The 21,635-nt window shown below is 34.1% G+C and carries 22 protein-coding genes, 1 tRNA gene and 1 pseudogene; 11 read left to right on the top strand and 13 right to left on the bottom strand.

The window, feature by feature from the left end:
* Window positions 1–14: 14 nt before the first annotated feature.
* The 6 genes from hemG to G581_RS12285 form a co-directional block, all read right to left on the bottom strand.
* Window positions 15–1,370, bottom strand: a complete 1,356-nt coding sequence (hemG, locus tag G581_RS0109545; RefSeq protein ID WP_028845609.1) for a protoporphyrinogen oxidase — start codon at window positions 1,368–1,370, stop codon at window positions 15–17.
* Window positions 1,352–2,875, bottom strand: a complete 1,524-nt coding sequence (gene cobA, locus G581_RS0109540) for a uroporphyrinogen-III C-methyltransferase (RefSeq protein ID WP_038065846.1) — start codon at window positions 2,873–2,875, stop codon at window positions 1,352–1,354. Before cobA ends, hemG begins: the two co-directional genes overlap by 19 nt.
* 106 nt (window positions 2,876–2,981) lie before the next feature.
* Window positions 2,982–3,917: a hydroxymethylbilane synthase gene (gene hemC / locus G581_RS0109535; RefSeq protein ID WP_028845607.1), complete on the bottom strand. Its 936-nt coding sequence runs from the start codon at window positions 3,915–3,917 to the stop codon at window positions 2,982–2,984.
* Window positions 3,904–5,175 (bottom strand): glutamyl-tRNA reductase, encoded by a 1,272-nt coding sequence (gene hemA, locus G581_RS0109530; protein ID WP_028845606.1) that lies wholly within the window; start codon window positions 5,173–5,175, stop codon window positions 3,904–3,906. Before hemA ends, hemC begins: the two co-directional genes overlap by 14 nt.
* Window positions 5,166–5,978 (bottom strand): cytochrome C assembly family protein, encoded by an 813-nt coding sequence (locus G581_RS0109525; protein ID WP_028845605.1) that lies wholly within the window; start codon window positions 5,976–5,978, stop codon window positions 5,166–5,168. The genes hemA and G581_RS0109525 overlap by 10 nt, the downstream gene beginning before the upstream one ends.
* Window positions 5,978–6,691: a hypothetical protein gene (locus tag G581_RS12285; protein WP_239639061.1), complete on the bottom strand. Its 714-nt coding sequence runs from the start codon at window positions 6,689–6,691 to the stop codon at window positions 5,978–5,980. Before G581_RS12285 ends, G581_RS0109525 begins: the two co-directional genes overlap by 1 nt.
* Before the next feature lie 152 nt (window positions 6,692–6,843).
* On the opposite strand from G581_RS12285, the gene G581_RS11360 reads away from it, so the two are divergent.
* Genes G581_RS11360 through rsfS form a run of 7 tightly spaced genes read left to right on the top strand, consistent with a single transcriptional unit; the run spans window position 6,844 to window position 15,253 of the window.
* A complete protein-coding gene (locus tag G581_RS11360; RefSeq protein ID WP_051179196.1) occupies window positions 6,844–9,063 on the top strand; it encodes a penicillin-binding protein 1A in 2,220 nt (739 codons plus the stop codon).
* A 12-nt stretch (window positions 9,064–9,075) separates the two neighbouring features.
* The gene (locus G581_RS0109510; protein WP_028845603.1) at window positions 9,076–10,020 is read left to right on the top strand and encodes a ketopantoate reductase family protein; all 945 of its coding nucleotides are present in this window, start codon (window positions 9,076–9,078) and stop codon (window positions 10,018–10,020) included.
* A 47-nt stretch (window positions 10,021–10,067) separates the two neighbouring features.
* Window positions 10,068–12,155, top strand: a complete 2,088-nt coding sequence (gene acs, locus G581_RS0109505; protein WP_028845602.1) for an acetate--CoA ligase alpha subunit — start codon at window positions 10,068–10,070, stop codon at window positions 12,153–12,155.
* A gap of 22 nt (window positions 12,156–12,177) precedes the next feature.
* On the top strand, window positions 12,178–13,233 hold the full coding sequence (locus G581_RS0109500; protein ID WP_028845601.1) for a DRTGG domain-containing protein: 1,056 nt from the start codon (window positions 12,178–12,180) through the stop codon (window positions 13,231–13,233).
* Window positions 13,233–14,108 carry an acetylglutamate kinase gene (gene argB / locus G581_RS0109495; RefSeq protein WP_028845600.1) on the top strand — a complete coding sequence of 292 codons (876 nt, stop codon included), beginning with the start codon at window positions 13,233–13,235 and terminating at the stop codon, window positions 14,106–14,108. Before G581_RS0109500 ends, argB begins: the two co-directional genes overlap by 1 nt.
* A gap of 42 nt (window positions 14,109–14,150) precedes the next feature.
* Window positions 14,151–14,873, top strand: coding sequence for an RsmE family RNA methyltransferase (locus G581_RS11355; RefSeq protein ID WP_083962701.1), 723 nt, complete (start codon window positions 14,151–14,153; stop codon window positions 14,871–14,873).
* On the top strand, window positions 14,870–15,253 hold the full coding sequence (gene rsfS / locus G581_RS11350) for a ribosome silencing factor (RefSeq protein ID WP_051179192.1): 384 nt from the start codon (window positions 14,870–14,872) through the stop codon (window positions 15,251–15,253). Before G581_RS11355 ends, rsfS begins: the two co-directional genes overlap by 4 nt.
* Here rsfS and G581_RS0109480 read toward each other — a convergent pair.
* From G581_RS0109480 to G581_RS0109455, 6 genes are all read right to left on the bottom strand, one after another.
* Entirely contained in the window at window positions 15,219–15,914 is a 696-nt protein-coding gene (locus G581_RS0109480) for an energy transducer TonB (RefSeq protein WP_028845599.1), read from the bottom strand. The two genes, rsfS and G581_RS0109480, sit on opposite strands and share 35 nt — an antisense overlap.
* A gap of 71 nt (window positions 15,915–15,985) precedes the next feature.
* Window positions 15,986–17,125, bottom strand: a complete 1,140-nt coding sequence (locus G581_RS0109475; protein ID WP_028845598.1) for a geranylgeranyl reductase family protein — start codon at window positions 17,123–17,125, stop codon at window positions 15,986–15,988.
* 2 nt (window positions 17,126–17,127) lie between these two features.
* Entirely contained in the window at window positions 17,128–17,571 is a 444-nt protein-coding gene (locus tag G581_RS0109470; RefSeq protein WP_028845597.1) for a universal stress protein, read from the bottom strand.
* Window positions 17,568–18,380 carry a type III pantothenate kinase gene (locus tag G581_RS0109465; protein ID WP_028845596.1) on the bottom strand — a complete coding sequence of 271 codons (813 nt, stop codon included), beginning with the start codon at window positions 18,378–18,380 and terminating at the stop codon, window positions 17,568–17,570. The genes G581_RS0109470 and G581_RS0109465 overlap by 4 nt, the downstream gene beginning before the upstream one ends.
* Window positions 18,380–19,180, bottom strand: a complete 801-nt coding sequence (locus G581_RS11345; RefSeq protein WP_051179190.1) for a biotin--[acetyl-CoA-carboxylase] ligase — start codon at window positions 19,178–19,180, stop codon at window positions 18,380–18,382. The genes G581_RS0109465 and G581_RS11345 overlap by 1 nt, the downstream gene beginning before the upstream one ends.
* 3 nt (window positions 19,181–19,183) lie before the next feature.
* Window positions 19,184–19,804, bottom strand: a complete 621-nt coding sequence (locus tag G581_RS0109455) for an MBL fold metallo-hydrolase (RefSeq protein WP_028845595.1) — start codon at window positions 19,802–19,804, stop codon at window positions 19,184–19,186.
* Window positions 19,805–19,902: 98 nt separating this feature from the next.
* Between G581_RS0109455 and G581_RS0109450 the strand changes: the two genes are divergently transcribed.
* Window positions 19,903–19,977 (top strand) — tRNA-Pro (locus tag G581_RS0109450).
* A gap of 66 nt (window positions 19,978–20,043) precedes the next feature.
* Here the strand turns inward: G581_RS0109450 and G581_RS0109445 are convergent.
* Window positions 20,044–20,298: pseudogene (locus tag G581_RS0109445) on the bottom strand (integrase core domain-containing protein); the annotation flags it as partial.
* A 180-nt stretch (window positions 20,299–20,478) separates the two neighbouring features.
* On the opposite strand from G581_RS0109445, the gene G581_RS0109440 reads away from it, so the two are divergent.
* The 3 genes from G581_RS0109440 to G581_RS12180 all read left to right on the top strand — a co-directional run.
* Window positions 20,479–20,697 carry a hypothetical protein gene (locus G581_RS0109440; RefSeq protein WP_028845593.1) on the top strand — a complete coding sequence of 73 codons (219 nt, stop codon included), beginning with the start codon at window positions 20,479–20,481 and terminating at the stop codon, window positions 20,695–20,697.
* 94 nt (window positions 20,698–20,791) lie between these two features.
* A complete protein-coding gene (locus G581_RS11965; RefSeq protein WP_083962698.1) occupies window positions 20,792–20,968 on the top strand; it encodes a type II toxin-antitoxin system RelE family toxin in 177 nt (58 codons plus the stop codon).
* Between the two features lie 299 nt (window positions 20,969–21,267).
* The coding region (locus G581_RS12180; protein WP_169368438.1) for a hypothetical protein at window positions 21,268–21,635 on the top strand (368 nt) is incomplete at its 3' end.

Raw genomic sequence — 21,635 nt, 5'->3', positions numbered from 1 at the left:
TTAGTTCCATGCACTTAAAGAGATAAAAATTTATCTGCTAATTCAATAGAGTTCTGGATACAGTCGTTTACACTTACACCTCTGTAAGCATTGCCTGTTAAGTAAAATCCAGGAAAACTTTTAAGCCTTTCATCAATTTTTCTCAGTTTTTCCTCATGCCCTACTTGATACTGGGGGATAGCTTTTTGCCATCTGAAAATTTTTATAAATTCTGGGTTACCCTTAATACTCAAAATATCCCTTAGCTCTGATAATGCAGTTTCAATCAGTTTTTCATCAGGCAACAAAGCAAGGTCAGGAGATCTCATGCCGCCAATCATTGTTCTTAATAAAACATATCCTTGAGGTGCTCTGTTTGGAAATATAGTTGAATCAAAAAGACATCCTAGAATTTTTCGTTTCTCCCTGTGAGGAACAAGAAAGCCATAAAGACCTGTGCCAAAACCTATTTGTTCTGTTTTAAATCCAAAGGCAACAACACTTAAAGGAGGATATGGAATTGATGCTAAAAGTTTGCTAAGTTCTTTATCAAACTCTTTAACAATGTTGGCTGATTCATGGGCCGGGCAGGCAAGAACTATTTTAGTTGCCTGTAAATACTCTCCATCTGCCATGTAAAGGTTATATAAACCATTGTTTAACGTTATATCCAGCACTTTTTTATTTTTTAAAATTTTTGAGGCAAGCTTGTTTTCAAGACTCTGAATGAGTTCTACCATACCATTTCTAAAAGACATAAGCATACTCTTTGGAGCTGTCTCAACATTCTTTTTTCCTTTTTTAAGAGCAATCAAGCCTTTTATAAGACCACCATATTTTTTTTCAAGCCAGTATACTTTTGGAAAACAGCTTTTCATGCTCATCTTTGTAGGATCACCTGCATATATTCCTGTTGACATTGGATCAATCAGTTTTTCATAAAACTCAGTGCCAACTCTTCTGCTTACAAAGCTCTGAACTGATTCATCTATGTCTTCCTTTAACGGTGGGATGAAATACTCTCCTATCATTCTAATTTTTCCCCTCACAGAAAGCAGTGAAGAGGCAAAAAATTTTAAAGGATCCTCAGGTACTTTTTTTAATTGTCCATCAATAAGAATATATCTTACCTTTGAATGTTCACTGCCCATTAAAGGCTCTATGCCTAGCTCATTTGCAAGGACAATTGTTGAAGGTTTATTATTTAGAAATCCATTAACTCCAGCTTCGCATAAAAAGCTTGAAATATTTTCAGATACTATCTTTCCGCCTGCTTTATTTTCCGCCTCAATAATCTTTATATCAAGATCAGGTTTCTTTTTTAACAGAAAGTATGCAAGGGAAAGTCCTGAAATTCCGCCTCCTACAATAACTACTTCTGCTTGCCCCATCTTATAATTGCCTCCACCATATCTTTTATTGTTGATCTATCTGGCATAATGCTTACTTTATAACCTTTTTCTTCTATAGCTTTTGCAGTGGTTTTTCCAATTGCTGCAATTGTTAAGTCTTTTAGGACATTTTTGACTTCATCCTTGAGCATTTCAAAAAGATTATTAAAACTTGAAGGAGATGTGAATGTTGCAACTGTGATTTTTCCTTCCATTAAAAATCTTGAAAGTCTTTTGGCATGCTCTGATGGTTTTACTGTCCTGTATGTTTCTGGAGCATCAACAACAACACCAGCATTTTGCATCGCTTTAGCGAATGACTTAAGTGCAATATCAGATCTTGGATAGAGAATACGAATTGAAGATGGAGATTCATGAATAACTTTCTTTTTAAAGAGCTCTGCCACTGCTTCAGCGTTAAATTCATCAGGAATAATATCGGCATTTATGCCGTACTTTTTCAATGTATTTGCGGTTTCTTGTCCAAGGACACAGATCAAAACTCCCTTTAAATCCCTTACGTCTTTACCAAGAAAGATAAATCTTTTAAAAAAGAAATTGACAGCCCGTGGGGATGGAAATACTATATAGTTATAACTTTTTATGTTTTTTATAGAATTATCAAGCTCTGTAAAATCCTCAGGTGGCAAAAAATTAATTGTTGGAAATACAAAAAGCTCAGCTCCAAGCTCTTCAAGTTTTAAATAATCATCTGTTAACTGTCTGGTTATTAAAATTCTCTGTCCGTAAAGAGGCTTTCTTTCATACCAGTTAAGTTTTTCTCTTAAGCTCACCACCTCACCTATTACAAGGATTGCCGGGGGTGAAATGTTATGGTCTTTTGCAAGTTTAGCAATCTCTGATATTGTGCCAGTAACAACCTTTTGCTCTGGTCTTGTGCCCCACCGAATAATTGCTGACGGTGTTTGAGGATTTAAGCCTTCATTAAGCAATTTATCAGTTATTGTTTCAAGATTCTTCACACACATCAAAAAAATCATTGTCTCTGAGTTATTTAATGCTCTGAGATGTGTGAAAATCCTTTCCTGCTTTGACAGATCTTCGTTGCCTGTTATAACTGTAAAGGCTGATGCTACTCTGCGATGAGTAACCGGAATTCCAGCATAAGCAGGAACAGCAATAACAGAACTTATGCCAGGTATTATCTCAAATATAATTCCCTCGTTAGCAAGAACTTCAGCCTCTTCACCACCTCTTCCAAAAACAAAAGGATCTCCGCCTTTTAACCTGCATACAACGTTGCCTTCCTTTGCTTTCTCAATAAGCACGCGGTTTATATCATCTTGAGTCATTTCATGATGGCCGCCTCTTTTTCCAGCATAAATAAACTCCACATCTTCTCTTGCATAAGTTAAAAGTCTAGGATTTATGTGAAAATCATAAACAATACAGTCAGCTCGCTGTATTGCTCTTAATCCTTTAACTGTAATTAAACCCGCATCACCGGGTCCTGCTCCTACAAGGTAAACCTTGCCATTTTTCACTGTTACCTCCTGAATTTACCGGTAAAGATTTTAAATTTCCTATTCACGCACTATTTAAAATAATCTGAAAATTTCATTTCAAAAATCACAGAAAAATGGTTCTTGATTATTCTACTAGTAAATTAGGATTGCCTCCTTTATCTAGCAATTCTCTGGCAAGGTCTTCAGCAAGGATATTTGCCTGAGAAAGACTACCATTTCTTGAACCTCGTATAATTGACCATTTACCATCAGGATCCCCTAGTATCCCTTCTATGTTTATAGTTGTTTTATTATTTTGTTTTAGTATTTTTGCATGACATGCAAGAGGCACCTGACAGCCTCCTCCCATTATGCTCAGAAAAGCTCTCTCTGCACGTACACAAATAGCTGTATCTTCATGATTCAATGGTTTTATTATTTCATTAATAAATTCATCATCTACTCTTGTTTCTATTCCAATAGCACCCTGTCCTATGGCAGGAATCATTGTGTCTTCTGATATTACTTCCGTAATAAGATTCTCCAGCCCCATTCTTTTTATCCCAGCCATTGCAAGAATAATGGCGTCAAAATCCCCATTTTTTAGTTTTTTTATACGCGTATCAACATTTCCTCTAAGAGGCTTTATGTTGAAATCAGTTCTAATTGCTTTTAGTTGAACTGTCCTTCTAAGGCTACTTGTGCCCAAAACCGCACCATCAGGAAGCTCTTGTAAAGATTTATTGTTGTTGCTTATAATGGCGTCTCTTGGATTTTCTCTTTCGCATATTGCAGCTATATGTAGCCCTTCTGGAAGTTCTGCAGGAACATCCTTCATGCTGTGCACCGCGATGTCAATCCTGCTTTTAAATAGAGCTTCCTCGATTTCCTTTACAAACAAACCTTTTCCGCCAATTCTGGATAAAGGAGCATCAGTGATTTTATCCCCTGTTGTTTTTATCTTCTCAATTTCTATCACTAAATCTGGATAGAGTCTTTCCAGTTTGTCTTTAATCCAGTTTGCCTGCCATAGCGCAAGTTTACTTCCTCTGGTTCCTATAATTATCTTATTCTTCGTCACTGTCAAGTCCGAACAACCTCCTTGCTGCAAAAATGAGTATTTCTTTATCTTCGCAGTTATTTTTTAATGCTATTGTTGGAGAATGCATAATTTTATTGAGAATACTCTGAGTTAGATAATCAATTGAACTTAAAACCTCAGGTGACAAATCCTTAAAACGATTTTTGAATTTTTCAAACTCCTCCTGTCTGAGCTGCTCTGCTCGGGTTCTGATTGATACTATTACTGGAACAGATTGCAACGAACTGATCCACTGGAAAAATTTTTCAGTTTCTTCCTCCACAATCTTTAGTGCCTTCTCTGCCTCTTTTCCCCTTTCAAATAGATTACTGTCAACAACATTCTGAAGGTCATCAATATTATATAGATAAACATTATCAACTTCATCACAGGCTGGATCTATGTTTCTTGGAACAGAGATATCAATAAAAAACAGAGGCTTATACTTTCTCCGCGACATTATTTCCTTAATGATTTCTTTATTGATTACATAGTAAGGCGCATTAGTAGAGCAGATTACAATATCAACGCTTACAAGTTCCTGCTTTAAATTCTCAAACAGAGTTGCAACTCCATGAAACTTAATTGCGAGCTCTTCTGCCTTTTTATATGTTCTATTTGTTACAAAAATATTTTTTATACCACTACTGATTAAATGTTTCATTGCAAGCTCTGCCATTTCTCCAGCACCTATAAGAAGAACTGATTTCTTATCAAGTTTGTGAAATACTTTCTTTATTAAATCGACGGCAGCATAGCTTACAGATACTGGATTTTCTCCTATGCGAGTTTCATTTCTCACTCTTTTTGCAGTAAAAAGAGCTCTATTCATTAAATGATTAAGAATAAGCGAGGTTGTCCTTTCTGAAAGAGCTATTTCATAAGATGCTTTGACCTGGCCTGTTATCTGAGGTTCACCAACAATCATTGAGTCTAAGCTAGATGCAACTCTGAATAGATGCATTACAGCATCTCTATCTGTATAGGCATAGAGATATTTTTCAAAATCTGTAATGTCAATTTGATGAAACTTAGCTAGAAACTCCTTTATCACATCAGCTATTTCAGATTGTTTTTCAGAGTAGATATATATCTCAACTCTGTTACATGTTGAAAAAATAACAACTTCCCCAACAGATTCGAGCTTGATTAGCTTTTTTAAAGCCTCTCTTGTTGACTCCTCTGTATTAAACGCAAGCTTTTCTCTTATTTCAACAGGTGCTGTTTTATGATTTAATCCAACAACTATTAAGCCCATAGTTTTCTATGAAAGCTCTCTGTTAAAAGATTTACACCAAAAAAACCAATTATTACTAGAAGAAAGCCGATAATTGTAAGATATGCAGCTTTTTTTTTCCTCCAGTCTCCCTTAACCATTAAATAAAATATTGCAAGGTATACAATCCATGTAATAAAACTGCATACCTGTTTTGGATCAAATACAATTCCACCTAGATGTAAATATTTTATCAAGCCAAATAAAAGTGCAACTGTATAAACAGGAAATCCCCAGAATATTAACCGGTAGTTCACTCTATCAAGAATTTCAAGACTTGGCAGGATTTTTTCAAAACCTCCAAATTTTTTGGACTTAACTGATTTTTCCTGAATGAGATAAAGAATACTGAAAATGAAGGCAATGCTGAACAACGCTATGCCAAACAAAGCCAGAATTGCATGAAGATCAATCAACGGACTTCTCAACTCAGGTTTGATAATTGGAATGCTTCTTGAGAAGAAAGCGCTTATAAACATCAATAGAAAACTGAGAATTATCCCGAAATTTAAAATTTTTGTTCTGTAAAAATAATTGATGAATATGGAGACTGATAAGATACTCCAGGCAAAAAAAGAAGTGGCTTCATGCATTGAAAATACAGGCGCCTGACCTGAAATGATATACCTTACAGCCAGATAAACTGTATGTAAAACAAATCCTGATAGGCAGAGAATAAATATGATTTTTTCAAAATCTGTTTTTTTTCTTACAAGCTCAGAAATACTGAGAAGAAATCCTGCAAAATAAAGAGTTAATGCAATTTCAAAAAAAAGAGTTCCCATTAAAAACAACCCAGCTCACATTTGCGAATTTTTATATTTAATTCATTGGCTATTCTTCCAACTTCAATATATGGCACTGCAAGTTCTTCAGCTATTTTTCTTGCTTCAGTGCAGGTAATTCTACCACTGTTACTTCTTTCCTGCAGAAGCTGGTGAATCTTTTTTTTAATCTCAACATTTTCAATCTCTGCCATAACATCCTCCAGATTATACGGTTTTTTAAGGACAATATCTGCTATTTCAATAACAGATTTTGCAGAAGGTTTTATATTGTCTTTGGTATCATCTTTAAGAAATATTATAACATCTGGCCGCATTATTCTTACCAGAGAATTCCCTTCAATGATGAGAACATATTTTGTATTACAATTAAGAACAATATTTTTATTAGAACTAATATCTTCCATAATGTTATGAATAATATTCTTTAAATTCTTCCCAATCTCTGGCAGGTCCTTGTCAGTTGATTTTACCCAGTAAACAAAATCTGCACCTGCTTTTTTCATTCTCGAGGTGTCTTTACCAGATTGACTAATTACGGATGAGTCTTTAATAATGCATGAATAAAGAGAGGTTCTGGTATATTTTGCTGCAAATATTTTTAGTGCTGTACCATATCGTCTTTTTAACTCAGCTATCAGGCTTTCAATAAGATAAGTCTTGCCAACTCCGCTTCTAATTCCGCCAATTCCGATACTTAATGAAAAAAACATACTCTATAATAACGAATTGATAAGATACATGTCACTGTAAGTTATTTTTCGTTTCTGTTCTATTGTAAAAAATTTCTTATACAGCCAATCTATTGGTCTAAAATTTGTATTCAGTTTTACTCTCTCAGCAAATTAGGGTTATAATAATTTTCATGAAAATTAAAATCATTATAATTACTGTTATTGTTTTTATAGCATTTGTTGCAGGTGCAGGATTTGCTTTATTTAGAGATATACCATCAATAAAAGACTTTGATAAAGTAAAGATGCCACAGGGAACAAAAGTCTATGCAGAGGATGGCCGTTTAATTGGAGAGTTTAAAATCCAGAAAGGTATATATATACCTTTCAAGCAGATTCCTAAGTATCTTATAGATGCTGTGGTTGCTACAGAAGACAGTCGTTTCTGGAAACATAAAGGTATTGACTATATTGGAATAGGCAGGGCTGTTGTAACAGATATTTTACATATGAGTCTTAAAGAAGGTGGTAGTACAATTACACAACAACTTGCGAAAATTATGTTCCTTACGCCTGAAAAAACTCTTTCACGAAAAATTAAAGAAGCCTATCTTGCAATGAAAATTGAAAAAGAATTAAACAAGGAAAAAATTCTTGAACTGTATCTTAATAATGTTTATTTTGGACACGGTGCATACGGGGTTGAGATGGCATCAAGAATATATTTTGGCAAGTCTGTACACCAGATAACACTTCCTGAAGCAGCTTTGCTTGCAGGACTAATAAGAGCACCTAATATTTATTCTCCATATAATGACCTTGTTAAAGCAAAACAACGTCAAGAAGTAGTTCTTGAAAGAATGGAAAGTGAGGAATTAATTACTCCTAATGAAAGAAAAAGATCTTTTTCTCAACCAATTCATTTAAGTTCGCTGAGAATTTCAACTGAAAATTACAATTATTTTCTTGAGTATGTGAGAAAACAGCTCGAAGAAAATTTTGATATTGAAAAAATATACAAAGGAAATTTAAAAGTTTATACAACTCTTGACCCTCAGGCTCAGATATCTGCTCAAAGAGCATTACAAGAAGGACTCAGAGATATTGATAAAAGAATTGGCTGGCGAGGTCCAGTTGATAAAGTATCAATAAAAAAAGAAGAAAAAGAAGAAGAAAAAATCGCCTTTTATCCTTCTCAGGGCGATATTGCAAGAGGGGTTGTTCTTTCTGTTTCAAGTAACCAGGCTATTATTAAAGCACGAGGACTCAAAGGAAGACTTCTTATAAGTGATGCTATGTGGGCAAGCAGAGTTCTTGACCAGGCAGGCAAAGTTAAAGTTATTAAAAATTTTAAACTGACAGACATATTGCAACCCGGAGATGTAATAATGGTTAAATTCAAAGCGGTGGGGAAAGAAATTCTTTTTTCTCTTGAGCAGGATACAGAAATAGAAGGAGCTATCGTAGCTTTAGAGCCACAGACTGGCTATATAAGAGCAATGGTTGGAGGATATAGCTTTCAGAAGGGGGAGTTTAACAGAGCAGTTTTTGCAAAGAGACAACCAGGGAGTGCCTTCAAGCCTTTTGTTTATGCTGCTGCCATAGAAAAGGGATTTACTCCTGATAGCACCATTCCTGATGAACCAATAAGTTATAGAACAGGGCTTAAAGAGTGGTCTCCCTCAAACTATGATGGAGAATTCTGGGGAGAAATATCATTGAGAACAGCTCTTGCCTATTCACGAAATGTGCCCACTGTAAAACTGGCTGAAATGGTAGGAGTGAATTCTATTATTGAGCTCGCCCGAAGAGCAGGAATAAAATCTGAAATGCCTTCTGACCTCACAATTGCTCTTGGAAGTGTTAGCCTTTCACCTTTGGAATTGACTTCAGCATATGCTGTTTTTGCCAATGGTGGTAAAAAAATTAAGCCAATTGCCATAAAATATGTTACTGATGGTTTAGGTAAAATTTTAGTTAGAAATGAACCTGAAGTAGAGGATGTTTTAGCGGCTCAGGTTGCTTATACTGTAACCAATATGCTAAGGGATGTAATTTCTTATGGAACAGGCACAAGAGCAAATATAGGTAGACCTGTTGCAGGAAAAACCGGAACCAGCAATGATTTTAAGGATGCATGGTTTGTAGGTTATACGCCCCAGCTTGTTGCAGGAGTATGGGTTGGTTATGATGATATGAGAAAAAGTCTTGCTCATGGAGAAGCTGGTGGCAGAGTATCTGCACCAATATGGGCTCAATTTATGAAAGAAGCTCTTGCTAAAAAAGAGGTGCAGGATTTTATTAATCCTGATACAATGCAGAAACCTTCTGAACCTAGTGAATCTGATGAATCTGATGAATCATTAAAGACTCCTTCATCCACAGGAGTTGATTCAATTATGCCAAAGTAAAGAAGAATAATCATGCGTATTTTAGTTTTTGGATTAGGTGCTATTGGAACTGTTTTTGCAACATCTCTTAAAGCCTCAGGACATGAGGTATTTGGATTAACAAAAGAAAAATATATTGCAAAAATAAAGAACAATCTATTAAAAATTTATGGAGTTTTTGGGCAAAAACAGGCTAAGCTGGATGGTATTTTTACTGATATCCAGCACATAAAGAGCTATCCAATTGACCTTGTAATAGTTTGTGTAAAAGCTTATGATACAGAGCTTGTAATAAATCAGCTTAAAAGTATTCTGACACAGAATACTGTGGTATTGCTGGCCCAGAATGGATATGGAAATTATGAAATAGCGAGTTCTTTAATTGGTAAGGAAAGAGTGATTCTTTCAAGAATTATATTCGGTGCCAAAACTATTGAGATAGGAGTTGCAGAAGTAACTGTATTTGCTGATGATATTGTTATCGGGCAACCTGATAATGCAATTTCTGAAGAAAAATTAAAAGAGATTGACAATGCTTTTAATAAAGCAGGACTTCCTACAAGAGTGTCTAAAGATGTTTATGCCATACTGTGGGACAAAATTATTTATAATTCAGCTTTGAATCCTCTAGGAGCTATTCTTGAATGTACATATGGAGTGCTTGCAGACAATGAAGAAACAAGGTTAATAATGAATAAAATAATTGAAGAGATTTTTTATACAACTAAAGCAAAAGGAATAAAACTTAATTGGACGGATTATAAAGAATATCTCAGCTATTTTTATGAAAATCTGCTTCCTCCAACAGTAAAACATTTCCCTTCAATGTATTATGATATAAAACAAGGTAAAAAAACCGAAATAGATGCATTAAATGGAGCCATTGTAAGACTTGCAAACGAGTGTAATTTATCAGTCCCTGTAAATAAAATAATTACAAATTTTATAAGAGTAAAAGAAAATTTAATAAAAAAATAGATAATTCCTATTTTAATTGCTTCTCTATTTATGCTAAATTATTTAATATGATTGATTTTATTTTTAATCCATCTTCTATAGCTGTAATTGGTGCTTCTGCAGAAGAGAAAAAAGTAGGTTATGCTATTCTGAAAAATCTTATAAATGGGTACAAAGGTAAAATATATCCTGTAAATCCTGGAAGGACAGAGATATTTTCTCTTCCTTGTTACCCTTCAGTATCAGCGATACCTGATAAAGTAGATCTCGCAATTATTGTAATACCGGCTAAAGCAGTTAAAGAGTCCTTAAAAGATTGTGCTCAGGCAGGAGTGAAGGGTGTTATTGTAATTACAGCAGGTTTTAAAGAAGTTGGTGGAGATGGCGTTACAAGAGAAGGAGAGATAGTTGAAATTGTAAGATCATCAGGAATGAAAATGGTTGGTCCAAACTGTCTCGGTGTAATCAATACTACAAATAAAATGAATGCTTCTTTTGCTCCAGATTTACCTCCTGATGGAAGGGTTGCTCTATTTTCGCAATCAGGAGCATTAGGCGTTGCAATAATAGACTGGGCAGTAGAGAACAATTTCGGTTTTTCAAAATTTGTAAGTTTTGGTAATAAAGCCGATTTGAATGAAATAGATTTTTTAGAATATTTTGCAAAAGATCCAGATACAGATGTAATTATTGGTTATATTGAAGATGTTATAGATGGCAAAAAATTTTTACAGATAGCCAGAGAAGTGACAAAAGTCAAACCAGTAATACTTATCAAGTCCGGTGCAACAGTAGCAGGTGCAAGAGCTGCTTCTTCGCATACAGGAGCACTTGCAGGCTCTGATAGAGCTTTTACAGAGGCTTTCAGAAAAACAGGCATTATAAGAGTTTCTAGTATTCAGGAACTTTTTGAAACAGCTGAAATGTTTATTTCAAAAAGAAATCCCAAAGGTAGAAGACTTCTTATTATTACAAATGCAGGGGGTCCAGGAATAATTGCGGCAGATACAGCAGATAAAATGGGAATAAAACTTGACCCAATGACCAGAAATTCAATAGATGCCATAGCAGAAAAACTTCCCTCAACAGTATCTCTTTATAATCCTGTTGATATAATTGGTGATGCCACATCAGAGAGATATCAAATTGTTCTTGATCAAGCTCTGAAAGATGAGGTTGTAGAAGGAGTTTGTGTGATACTTACGCCTCAGGCAGTTACCGATGTTGACAACATTGCAGATGTAATAGTAAATTCATCTCAAAATACAGATAAACCTGTTTTTGCAACATTTATTGGTGGTAAGAGAGTAAAAAATGCTATAACTAAACTTAAAAATATGAGGATTCCATGTTTTAGTGATCCTTCTATTGCAATTAATGCATATAGAAGACTCATTGATTTTGTTGAAATGAATAATAAAAAGATGTCTGATGGAAGTCCTATAAAAATGCCAGAAGAAAATATTAAAAAAGTAGCTGAGATATTGCAAAAGTTGCAGACACAGGGAATTTCTGAGATAGGTGGAGAAGAGGCAATGCAGATACTGTCTCTTTATGGATTTTCTTTTCCTGAAAGAGCGCTTGCAAAAACGCCTATGGAGGCAGTCGCTATAGCAGAAAGGATTGGTTATCCAGTTGTTATGAAGGTTTCCTCTCCGCATATTCTTCACAAAACTGATGTTGGTGGCGTAAAGATAAATCTTAATAATGAGAAAGCAGTTTATAATGCTTTTGTTGAGATTACAACAAATGTTAAAAGATTTATGCCCGATGCATATATAGAAGGTGTGATGATATATGAAATGGTTTCTGGTGGTAAAGAAGTTATTCTTGGCGTGAGTTATGATAGAAGTTTCGGTCATATGATTATGTTTGGGCTCGGAGGAATTTATGTGGAAGTGCTTAAAGATGTTTCTTTCAGAATAGTCCCTGTATCTGAAGAAGAAGCAGTTGAGATGATAAATGAAACTAAAGGAAGTAGAATTCTTGATGGAGTAAGAGGTGAAAAACCTTATGACAAAGCAGATATAGCGAGTTGCATTAGAAAACTTTCTGCACTCGTTCAGGATTTCCCCATAATTAAAGAGATTGATATTAATCCATATATGGTATTCAATAATGGTGGAATTGGACTGGATGCAAGAATAATAATTTAAAAGTAAAAATATGGAGGATAAAATGATTCCAATTTTTATAATATCAAATCGAGCTTTTACGGGGAAAAATTTCTTCGCATTAGGGTTGGCTCTTACTCTTAAGGAACGTGGATTTAAAGTGGGCTATATAAGGCCTCTTGGAAGAATTCCTTTGAAAAAAGGGGATGAAGTATTTGATGAGGAAGCAGTTTTTATAAAGGAACTATTAGGGCTTGAAGAACCCTTAAATGTGATATCTCCGTTTGTTTTTACTTATGAAACACAGTACAGACTTTTTGAGGGTTCAGATTTAAAGGTAAAAGAAAAAGTTCTTAATTCCTTTTCAAAACAGAGTACTAAAGACTTTGTGATAGTAGTTGGTTCTAATAATATATTTGAAGGTTTCACTCTTGGTATTGATGCTATAGGTCTACTAAACGAAACAAATGGAAAAGTTATAGCCATTCAACACTGGGATAGTGATCTAGCTATGGATGATATATTCGGGATAAGACAGCTAGTTGGTGATAGATTTATTGGTGCAGTTATAAATAAAATTGTTCCTGAACAGTTCCATCATGTTAAGGAAAAAGTAATTCCATTTATTGAGGGAAAGGGTATAAAGATTTTGGGAGTCTTCAAAAAGGATAAGTTTCTTGAGGCTGTTACAGTAAGAAGACTAATGGAAGCTGTAAATGGTGGTCTTGTATGCTGTGAGGATAAGCTTGATGAATTTGTTGAAAATCTTTCCATAGGAGCAATGGACCCTGAAACAGCACTTTCATACTTTTTAAGAACTCCAAATAAAGCTGTTATAACAGGAATTCACAGGACTGACATTCAAATTGTTGCAATGGAAACATCAACAAAGTGTTTAATTCTCACAGGTGGAATGCATGTGAATGAGACAGTCAGTGGAATAGCAAAGGCTAAAGGAATCCCGATTGTTGTTACTCCAATGGATACATTCGCAGCTGTTGATAGAATGGAAAAGCTTATGGGAAAAGCTGTAATAAGAGAAAAAGATAAAGCAATAAAAGCAAAAGAAGTTGTCAGTAGTGAATTTGATATAGAAGAATTTTTAAGAAAAATCAGATAATGAATGATTTTGAACAGGCTCTTCTTGAAAAAGCCAATATCCTTGTTGAAGCTCTTCCATATATAAGAAAATTTTACGGAAAAACATTTGTCATAAAATATGGTGGTGCTGCTCAAAAAGAGCCTGAACTGAAACAGGCTTTTGCTCAGGATATTGTCTTACTCAATTTTATCGGAATAAATCCTGTTGTTGTTCATGGTGGTGGTCCCAAAATTACTGAACTCATGAAAAAACTCGGTAAAAACCCTACGTTTATTCATGGACACAGAGTAACTGATAAAGAAACCATGGAAATTGTTGAGATGGTTCTTGGTGGTGTTATAAATAAGGAAATCGTTCAACTCATTAATTCTCATGGTGGAAAAGCTGTTGGACTTACAGGGAAAGATGGTAATCTTTTAAAAACAACTAAAAAAAATATAAAAATCAATAATGAAGAAATTGATCTAGGATTTGTTGGTGAGATAGAAGAAGTTTGCGTGGATGTTCTTGAAAGCTTACAGAATAGAGGTTTTATTCCAGTTATAGCACCGATAGGATTTGATAAAAAGGGGCAGAGTTATAATATAAATGCTGATACAGTTGCTTCTGCTATTGCTGTCGCAGTAAAAGCTGAAAAGCTCATACTTCTTACAGATGTTAAAGGAATAAGTGATGAAAACAATAACCTTATTTCCACTCTTAATAATGAAGATGCAATAAAATTTATAGAGGCAGAAATTATTAGTGGTGGAATGATTCCTAAAGTCTATGCATGCCTTAATGCCCTTAAAGGCAATGTGAGAAAAACGCATATAATAGATGGAAGAATTCCACACAGTCTGCTTCTTGAAATTTTTACTAAAAAAGGAGTTGGCACAGAGATTGTTCTCTAAAAATATTTGGTATTTTTCTAAAAATTAATTTCAAAATTTTATATGTCTGATAGAAGAATCTGTATTCAATCTTCCTATATTGCTCCGGGAGTTTTATTAAACCTTTCAATGGAGGATAGAAAATATCTTTTTAATGTTATGAGATGCTCGCATGGAGATCTAATCTCTGTTACTGATGGCAGGGGAAAAAGTTTTAAAGCAAAAATAATAAATAAAGCTACGATAGAGATTATTCATGAAGAGGAATTATTCACTGAAGATGATTTTTCAATAGTTCTATGTCAGGGAATACTTAAGGGTGAAAAAATGGAAACTGTCATTCAGAAAGCTACAGAGCTTGGAGTTAAAAAAATAGTACCTTTTATAAGTGAAAGATGTGTTATAAGGAATACAACTAAACTTGAAAGATGGAAAAAAATTGCAAAAGAAGCTACCGAGCAATCAGGAAGAAGTATTATTCCTGAAATAAGTGATGTTATAAATTTTTCTGATTTAATTAAACATATTGATAATGGTATTATTTTCTGGGAAAAAGAAAGATTGCCTTTAATACAGAGCATACATGAAATTAATCATAAAAATTCTTTATTTTTACTAATAGGACCAGAAGGAGGTTTCAGCTCTGAAGAAGTTAAACAGGCATCTGAAAAGGGATTAAAGGTTGCTTCTCTGGGAAAAAGAATACTGAGAGCAGAAACTGCGTCAATAGTATCAGTAGGTATTGTAAGCTTTCTCATGCAAAATTATGATATAATTAAAAAATGACACTAACTACAAAGGAAAAAGCAATTAAAATTGCAGCTTTACTTGATAATAAAAAGGCAAATGATATTAAAATTCTTGAAGTTAAAGAATTAACAATAATAACAGATTACTTTGTAATCTGTTCTGCTGATAGCACAACTCAGGTTAAAGCTTTAACAGAACATTTAGAAGAAACAATGAAATTAGAGGGGTTCAAACTTTTTGGAATAGAAGGCGTTTCAAATGCACGCTGGATTTTAATGGATTATGGTGATGTTATTGTTCATATTTTTTTGGAAGAAACAAGACGATATTATGATCTTGAAAGACTATGGCTTGATGCACCACGAATTACTTTTGAGGGAACTAACGTATATAAACGCCCTGTAATGTATAGATGAAATGTCCTGTTATGGTTAAACTGTTTTTCTCCCAATCATCAGGCAATGGCCAGAAAGGTTCAGCATCTTTTAATGCCTGAATTGCTGCATCATCAAGCATTCTATATCCAGATGTCCTTAAGAGTTCAACAGAAACAAGTTTGCCTCTTTTGTCAATTGTAAATCTAAGATAAAGATCGCCGAATATACCTCTTTCTGCAGCCTGAGGAGGATACTGCCAGACCCTTTCTATTTTTTCTTTAAGTCGTTCAAGATATCCCCAGTTATTGAATTCTTTGGTAGAAAAAGTTAATCCTGATGATGCTTCCATATCTTTTTTGTTTTTTTGTCTTCTAGAAAGCTTTGCTATTACATCTTTGTCAAAGAGGTCAGGAGAGTTTTTTTGAGATAATTCTGTAAACTGCCTGTCTGTTTTTAAAGACTGTAAAGACGCTGATTCTTTCTGTTTTTCTGTTGTTTCTCCGCGATTTCCTTTTGGAATAGCAGTGAGATCCTTTGGTTGTCTAGGTTCTCGAATAGGAGGAAGTTTTTCCAGAGTTTTAGGAGGAGGTGTTTTTACAGATGGTGTGGCTCTTGATGATGGTGGAGTAGGGGGTACAATTAAAACAGAAACTGGCTCAGTAACTACTTTTCCAGGCTTAAAATACTCCTGCCACAACATGATAAATATGAATAACAAAATATGGAAAATACAAGAATAAATTAAAGCTCGCTTCACAATTTTATTTTAGCTTAAAAAGTTACAATTCGTGAAATAAAGCTTTTGAAGGCTTTTAAATATAGAGGAATAAGTTTGCTACCATGTTCTTTTCTTAACCATAAAGCCATTGCAAATTCCTGAACAGCAGGGTCTCTATGGATATTAAGCCATTTATCTATGGCTTCATCACTACCGAACATAATATCCTGAAACTTCTTCATCATGCTAAACTGTTTTAAGAATCTTTCATCCCAGAGGCGTTCATATAAATTTAAATCTTTTTGTATTATTGCTTCTGATGCAAATTGAGCAGATTTCATTGAGTAATAGATTCCCTCGAATGAAATAGGCATGACAGTGCCCAGAGCATCTCCGCAAAAAAGAATATTGTTTTTGAAAAACTTTCTATCTTCCCATATGGGAATCTTGTAAGCTCTGAGTTTATAAGAATTAACATCTATCTGTCCGTTAAATCTTCTTTCAATGAAATTTGTAATAAGATTTTTCAGTTTCTTGATATCTTCTGAACCTGTTCCAATAGATAAATAGTCTGTACCAGGGAAAATCCATGAATAAAAAAAAGAAGCATGAAAACTGCCAAACCAGAATTCGCAGGTATCTTTTTTATTAATCAACTTTTCAGGTGCATGAAAACTTACCGTCCAGTAATAAAGAGGCCCGGGAATACCTGTAAGAGAGCATATCTTTGAGTTAACCCCGTCTGCAGCGATAATATATTTTGATATAACTTGTATAATCTCGCCTGATTTTGTTTTAATGTTTGATTTAATTTTACTTCTGAAATCTTCAATGCTTATTAATTCAGCTTCAATAAGTTTTGCTCCTTTTTCTTCAGCTAATTTTCTGAGAAAAGAATCAAATTTTGAGCGATTAAAAATCAATAGTTCTCCATCATGGAAATCGACTTCTAATGGATCAGAAAATGGTGGAACTATTTTAATTCTGGTGATTCTGTTAAATGGAATATCAGTCTGGAGTTTATATAAAATATCAAACTCTTTTAGCCCTGCCGATGGGATTCCTCCTCCGCAGGGCTTATTAAATGAGAGATTTTTTTCAATTAAAATAGTATCAATTCTTTTTTCAGCAAGTAATCTTGCAGCAGTGCTTCCAGCAGGTCCGCCACCAACAACTAAAACTTCACACTCCATCCTTACTGTTTTTTGGTTACAACCAGAACAGGACACGGAGTATTTCTAATAACTCTCTGAGTTGTGCTTCCTACAAAGAATCTTTCTACTCCACTTCTTGGAAGTGTGCCAATAATAATTAAATCAATATCATTTTCTTTGGCAAATTTAATAATTTCTTCGTAAGGAATGCCTTTTAAAACAACACTTTCAACATTTTTCAAGTCCTCACGCATCTCGATTCCAAATGAATCAAGGTTTCTTTTAGCATGAGCTTCGAGATCTTTATAAAGTTCGGTTATTGATGGATGAGGAATGTGAAGATTTGAAACTTTTTCAATATCATAAATAACATGAAGTAAATATAACTTTGCATTGAACATTTTGGCAAAGTCTACTGCATAAGAAAGAGCATACAAAGACTCATCTGAAAAATCTGTCGGTAAAAGAATTTTCTGAAACTTCATAACGTCCTCCTAAAATTAATGTTTTTTAAGTATATCAATCTCATGCCTTCAATTACAAGATATTTATTTAATAAGTGTTTTCTTTGCATGTGTTTTGATATTAATTCTGAGTATCCACCTGTTAAAATCGTTAAAAGAGTTAAATTTATTTCTTTTTCAACAGCTTTTATTATCCCTTCAACCGCATAAACTGTTCCCAATACTATTCCATTAAGGATGGCTGAATGGGTATCTTTACCAGGTATATCAAAATTTTTTTTAATATCTACAGTAGGTAAACTTGCGGTTTTTTCTGTAAGGGCATAATTCATTGTGCCGATTCCTGGCATTATTGACCCCCCAAGAATCTCTCCATTTTTAGTAACAATAGTAATCGTGGTTGCAGTGCCAGCATCTACAACAGCTAAATTTTCTTTAAATAATTCATATGCAGCTACTGATGAGGCAAGTCTATCAACACCGAAAGTTTCTGGTTTATCCAGTTTTAGTATTAATCCTGTGTAGATTTTGTAATCCATAACAATAGTGTTTTTACAGAGAGTTTTAAAAAATATAAAAATTTTCTCTGTAAGTCCAGGAACAACAGAACATATTATGCAATCAATATTATCATGTAATTTTTTGTCAAACTTTCCAGTTCTATTCAATGGTTCGATTACAGTTTTAGTTATAATATCAGTTTGATTGGCATTGCTGAATAAGGAAAATTCTTGAGTATCAAAGGAAAATATTTCAAACTCAGAATTATACGAATTTCTAAAAAAAGCAATATTTATAGTGGAATTTCCTATTTCAACAGCAAAAAGCATTATTTTGTTCTGAGTAGAGTAACATCACCAGCACTTATTTTTTCATATGTTCCATCGCTCAATTTTACAATCAACCTACCTTCCTCATCGATAGCTTCAGCAACAGCAATAAGCTCCTTATCAGACAAAACAATCTTGACCTGTCTTCCAATAGTGCAACTTAATTGTATCCAGCGATCAATAATTGTTTTCCTCTGTCTTTTTTCAAGAAGCTGATACCATTTATCAAATTCTTTAATAATTTCTGCTGCAAGTAAAACCCTTAAAAATTCTTCTCCCTTACATATTTTAAGAGAAGATGCTATTTCCTTAATCTCTTCAGGGATATCTTCTTCTGTCATGTTTACATTAATACCAATGCCAACAACTGCGGACTTTATTTTTTCACCCTCAATCTTCATTTCTGTGAGAATCCCGCCAACTTTTTTATCATCAACCAGCATATCATTGGGCCATTTAATCATTACAGGTATATCAGTATATCTTCTTAAGGCTGTTGTGCAGGCAACAGCAGAGGTTAAAGTGAGTAACGTAGCATATTTAGGTGGAATAGTTGGTTTAAGCGCAATGCTCATATAAAGATTTTTTCCATAAGGTGAAATCCATTTTCTGCCAAGCCTGCCTTTGCCCTTTATCTGTCTATCCGCTATCACAACTGTTCCTGATGGATATCCCTGTTTTAAAAGTTCATTAGCCATACTGTTAGTTGATTCAACTTCATCATAAATTACTATTTCTTTCCCAATTTCTAATGTTTTTGAAGAAATAGCTTTTTTTAAGTCTTCTACTGTAAATTCCATTATTTACCTCTCTGGATTAAGTATTCTTGCTTCTATTTTATCTTTAAGTTTTTCAACAAAAAATTGAGCATCTTTTTCGGAACCAACAATACTTCCATAATGCATTGGAATTGCTATCTTTGGTTTAATATCAAGCGCAGCTTTCACTGCTTCTTCCGCTGTCATTACATAGGTACCAGAAACAGGAAGCAAAGCAATATCAATGTTTCTGAAATTTTTCATTTCTGGAATATAGTCAGTATCTCCTGCAAGGTAAATTCTTTTACCGGAGACTTTAAAAATGTATCCAACCCATCCTTTATCCTTTGGATGAAAATTTTTATTTATATTGTAGGCGGGAACAACTTCTATTTCTATTCCATCTACGATAATTTTGTCTCCTGGTTTAACAATAACTTCTTTTGCTTTAATTTTTCCGGCACAATCAACTGGAATAACAATTACTGTATCAGGTCCTAAAAGTTTTTTAATATCCTCAGGACTGAAATGGTCATAGTGTTCATGCGTAATAAGAATAATATCAGCCCTCTCAGATTTTTTAATCTGAAATGGATCAGTATAAATAACTTTTTCACCGATAATCCTAAAAGTATCATGCCCCAGCCATTTAATATTTTCTAACATAAGACACCTCCGGCGAAGTATTTAATATATAATACTAAATTTTAAATAGGCTTAACAATTTGACATTTTTCAATATTTTCTATTAAATTTAAAAACATCGGGGCGTAGCGCAGCCTGGATAGCGCACCTGCCTTGGGAGCAGGGGGCCGGTGGTTCAAATCCACTCGCCCCGATAATAAAATCAAAGGGTTACAAAATCTCCAAAAATCTGGAATTGCAACAATTTTTTCCACACAAAGTTAAGCACATTTGTAATAACCTCTATAATATTTTTCTAAATATTCTCTTGGGCTATTATATCCAAGAGCAGAATGTAATCTCTTAGAGTTGTAAAAACATTCTATATATTCAAAAATCTCCCTTCTGGCCTCTTCTTTAGATTTATAACCACCTTTCTTTAGATAAATAAGTTCTGTTTTTAATGTTTTAAAAAAACTTTCACAAACAGCATTATCATAACAATTCCCTCTTCCACTCATGCTCTGTTTCATTCCATATTTGAAAATTTTCATGAAATTTTCAATAACCTCCATTTATTAAATTTACCATTAATTAGGTTAAATGAATGGTTGCCCCTTTTTTTAATTCTGAGGAAACAATTACTTTTCAGAGAGATTATTTTTGAGGAAGTTCGTGAATTTGATTTTTTGGCCACCAAATATTAAAATTTAAGTATGAACTCAACAATAATTCAAATGACAAAAGAGGAGCTTAAGGCGCTGATAGATTACATTGTTGAACAGAAGATATTCGAGTTGATAGGTGACCCAGACGAAGGATTACCTTTAAGTGATGAGTTTGTTGAAAGGCTTAAAAAACAGAGAATGAAAGTTCTCTCAGGCGAAAGGGGCAAGCCTCTCGATGACGTGCTTAAGGAACCGGGTTTGGAATAATTTTGGTGTATAATGTCCGTTTTCTTAACGAAGCAGTAGATGATATCTATCCAGTCTTGACAAGCTTGCTTCAAAACGAATCTTAGACAAAATCATGTGGATTCAAGAAAACATTGATAACATTCAACCTGAGGAATTAAGTGGTAAGATGGTAGGGTTTTATAAGTTGAGAGCAGGTAGTTATAGAGTGATTTATGAGATTCTTAAAGACGAAAAAATAATTCTCATTCATGCAGTTGGACATAGAAGCAAAATTTATAAAAAACTATAGTACCCGCTGTTACCTTACGCTTTGATTTTTTTGGCTTTTTAAAAGGATAAAACATGGCATCTTTGCATATAAAAAGTTGCAGATTGAGAAATTCATAAAGGGGAGAGATTAAAAGTTAAATTGTGATAAAAATTTTCAAAAAGTGCTGTTTTTCACAATTACAAATCAAGCAAGTAAGTCACTTCCTGCTGTTAGAACGCTTGCCTGTCACGCAAAAGGCCGCGGGTTCGAGTCCCGTCCACCCCGTAAACAAACCTAATAAAAAATAAAGAAGAATTCTCTTCATCCACTCCTTGTTCTTGGCAGTTAAAATACACATCTCAACAATCAGAAACCCAAATCCAGCGATAAACGTTATAAAAGCAAATATACCTGATGTAGAGAGTTGTAAAGAAGGAAATTTTGTCATGGCAATAGCTAATTTATTGAAAAACTATCATGAGGAAGTCGGAATTGGAGTTATAAAACCTTACTTTGTCCCTAAAGATACCGAAAATGGACACACATATCCCTTATACTGCGTTGATAGTAGTCAGAGATTTTATATTGGGTCATCGGAATTGGAGGCTCAGTATTTGTTCATATGCATAAAAAATGTCAGCAAACCTGTGAATACCCTGAGCCAATTTCATAACAACATGCCTCCCATGTCTGACTATCCTTGCTG

This window comes from Thermodesulfovibrio thiophilus DSM 17215 (assembly GCF_000423865.1).
GTDB lineage: Bacteria > Nitrospirota > Thermodesulfovibrionia > Thermodesulfovibrionales > Thermodesulfovibrionaceae > Thermodesulfovibrio > Thermodesulfovibrio thiophilus.
The sequence above is the reverse complement of the archived record's forward strand: the minus strand, read 5'-3'. Positions and strand labels throughout refer to the sequence as shown.

Bases quoted from the DNA above. Each gene is read 5' to 3' on its own strand.
- G581_RS0109440 (WP_028845593.1), top strand. From the start codon at position 20,479: ATGAACTCAACAATAATTCAAATGACAAAAGAGGAGCTTAAGGCGCTG.
- G581_RS11965 (WP_083962698.1), top strand. From the start codon at position 20,792: ATGTGGATTCAAGAAAACATTGATAACATTCAACCTGAGGAATTAAGT.
- G581_RS0109465 (WP_028845596.1), bottom strand. From the start codon at position 18,380: ATGCTTTTTGCTGTTGAAATAGGAAATTCCACTATAAATATTGCTTTT.
- G581_RS11360 (WP_051179196.1), top strand. From the start codon at position 6,844: ATGAAAATTAAAATCATTATAATTACTGTTATTGTTTTTATAGCATTT.
- G581_RS0109455 (WP_028845595.1), bottom strand. From the start codon at position 19,804: ATGTTAGAAAATATTAAATGGCTGGGGCATGATACTTTTAGGATTATC.
- rsfS (WP_051179192.1), top strand. From the start codon at position 14,870: ATGACACTAACTACAAAGGAAAAAGCAATTAAAATTGCAGCTTTACTT.
- G581_RS12285 (WP_239639061.1), bottom strand. From the start codon at position 6,691: ATGTTTTTTTCATTAAGTATCGGAATTGGCGGAATTAGAAGCGGAGTT.
- G581_RS0109525 (WP_028845605.1), bottom strand. From the start codon at position 5,978: ATGGGAACTCTTTTTTTTGAAATTGCATTAACTCTTTATTTTGCAGGA.
- G581_RS0109510 (WP_028845603.1), top strand. From the start codon at position 9,076: ATGCGTATTTTAGTTTTTGGATTAGGTGCTATTGGAACTGTTTTTGCA.
- G581_RS0109475 (WP_028845598.1), bottom strand. From the start codon at position 17,125: ATGGAGTGTGAAGTTTTAGTTGTTGGTGGCGGACCTGCTGGAAGCACT.
- G581_RS0109500 (WP_028845601.1), top strand. From the start codon at position 12,178: ATGATTCCAATTTTTATAATATCAAATCGAGCTTTTACGGGGAAAAAT.
- hemG (WP_028845609.1), bottom strand. From the start codon at position 1,370: ATGGGGCAAGCAGAAGTAGTTATTGTAGGAGGCGGAATTTCAGGACTT.
- hemA (WP_028845606.1), bottom strand. From the start codon at position 5,175: ATGGGCTTAATAGTTGTTGGATTAAATCATAAAACAGCACCTGTTGAA.
- argB (WP_028845600.1), top strand. From the start codon at position 13,233: ATGAATGATTTTGAACAGGCTCTTCTTGAAAAAGCCAATATCCTTGTT.
- G581_RS0109480 (WP_028845599.1), bottom strand. From the start codon at position 15,914: ATGTTGTGGCAGGAGTATTTTAAGCCTGGAAAAGTAGTTACTGAGCCA.
- acs (WP_028845602.1), top strand. From the start codon at position 10,068: ATGATTGATTTTATTTTTAATCCATCTTCTATAGCTGTAATTGGTGCT.
- G581_RS0109470 (WP_028845597.1), bottom strand. From the start codon at position 17,571: ATGAAGTTTCAGAAAATTCTTTTACCGACAGATTTTTCAGATGAGTCT.
- G581_RS11355 (WP_083962701.1), top strand. From the start codon at position 14,151: ATGTCTGATAGAAGAATCTGTATTCAATCTTCCTATATTGCTCCGGGA.
- G581_RS11345 (WP_051179190.1), bottom strand. From the start codon at position 19,180: ATGGAATTTACAGTAGAAGACTTAAAAAAAGCTATTTCTTCAAAAACA.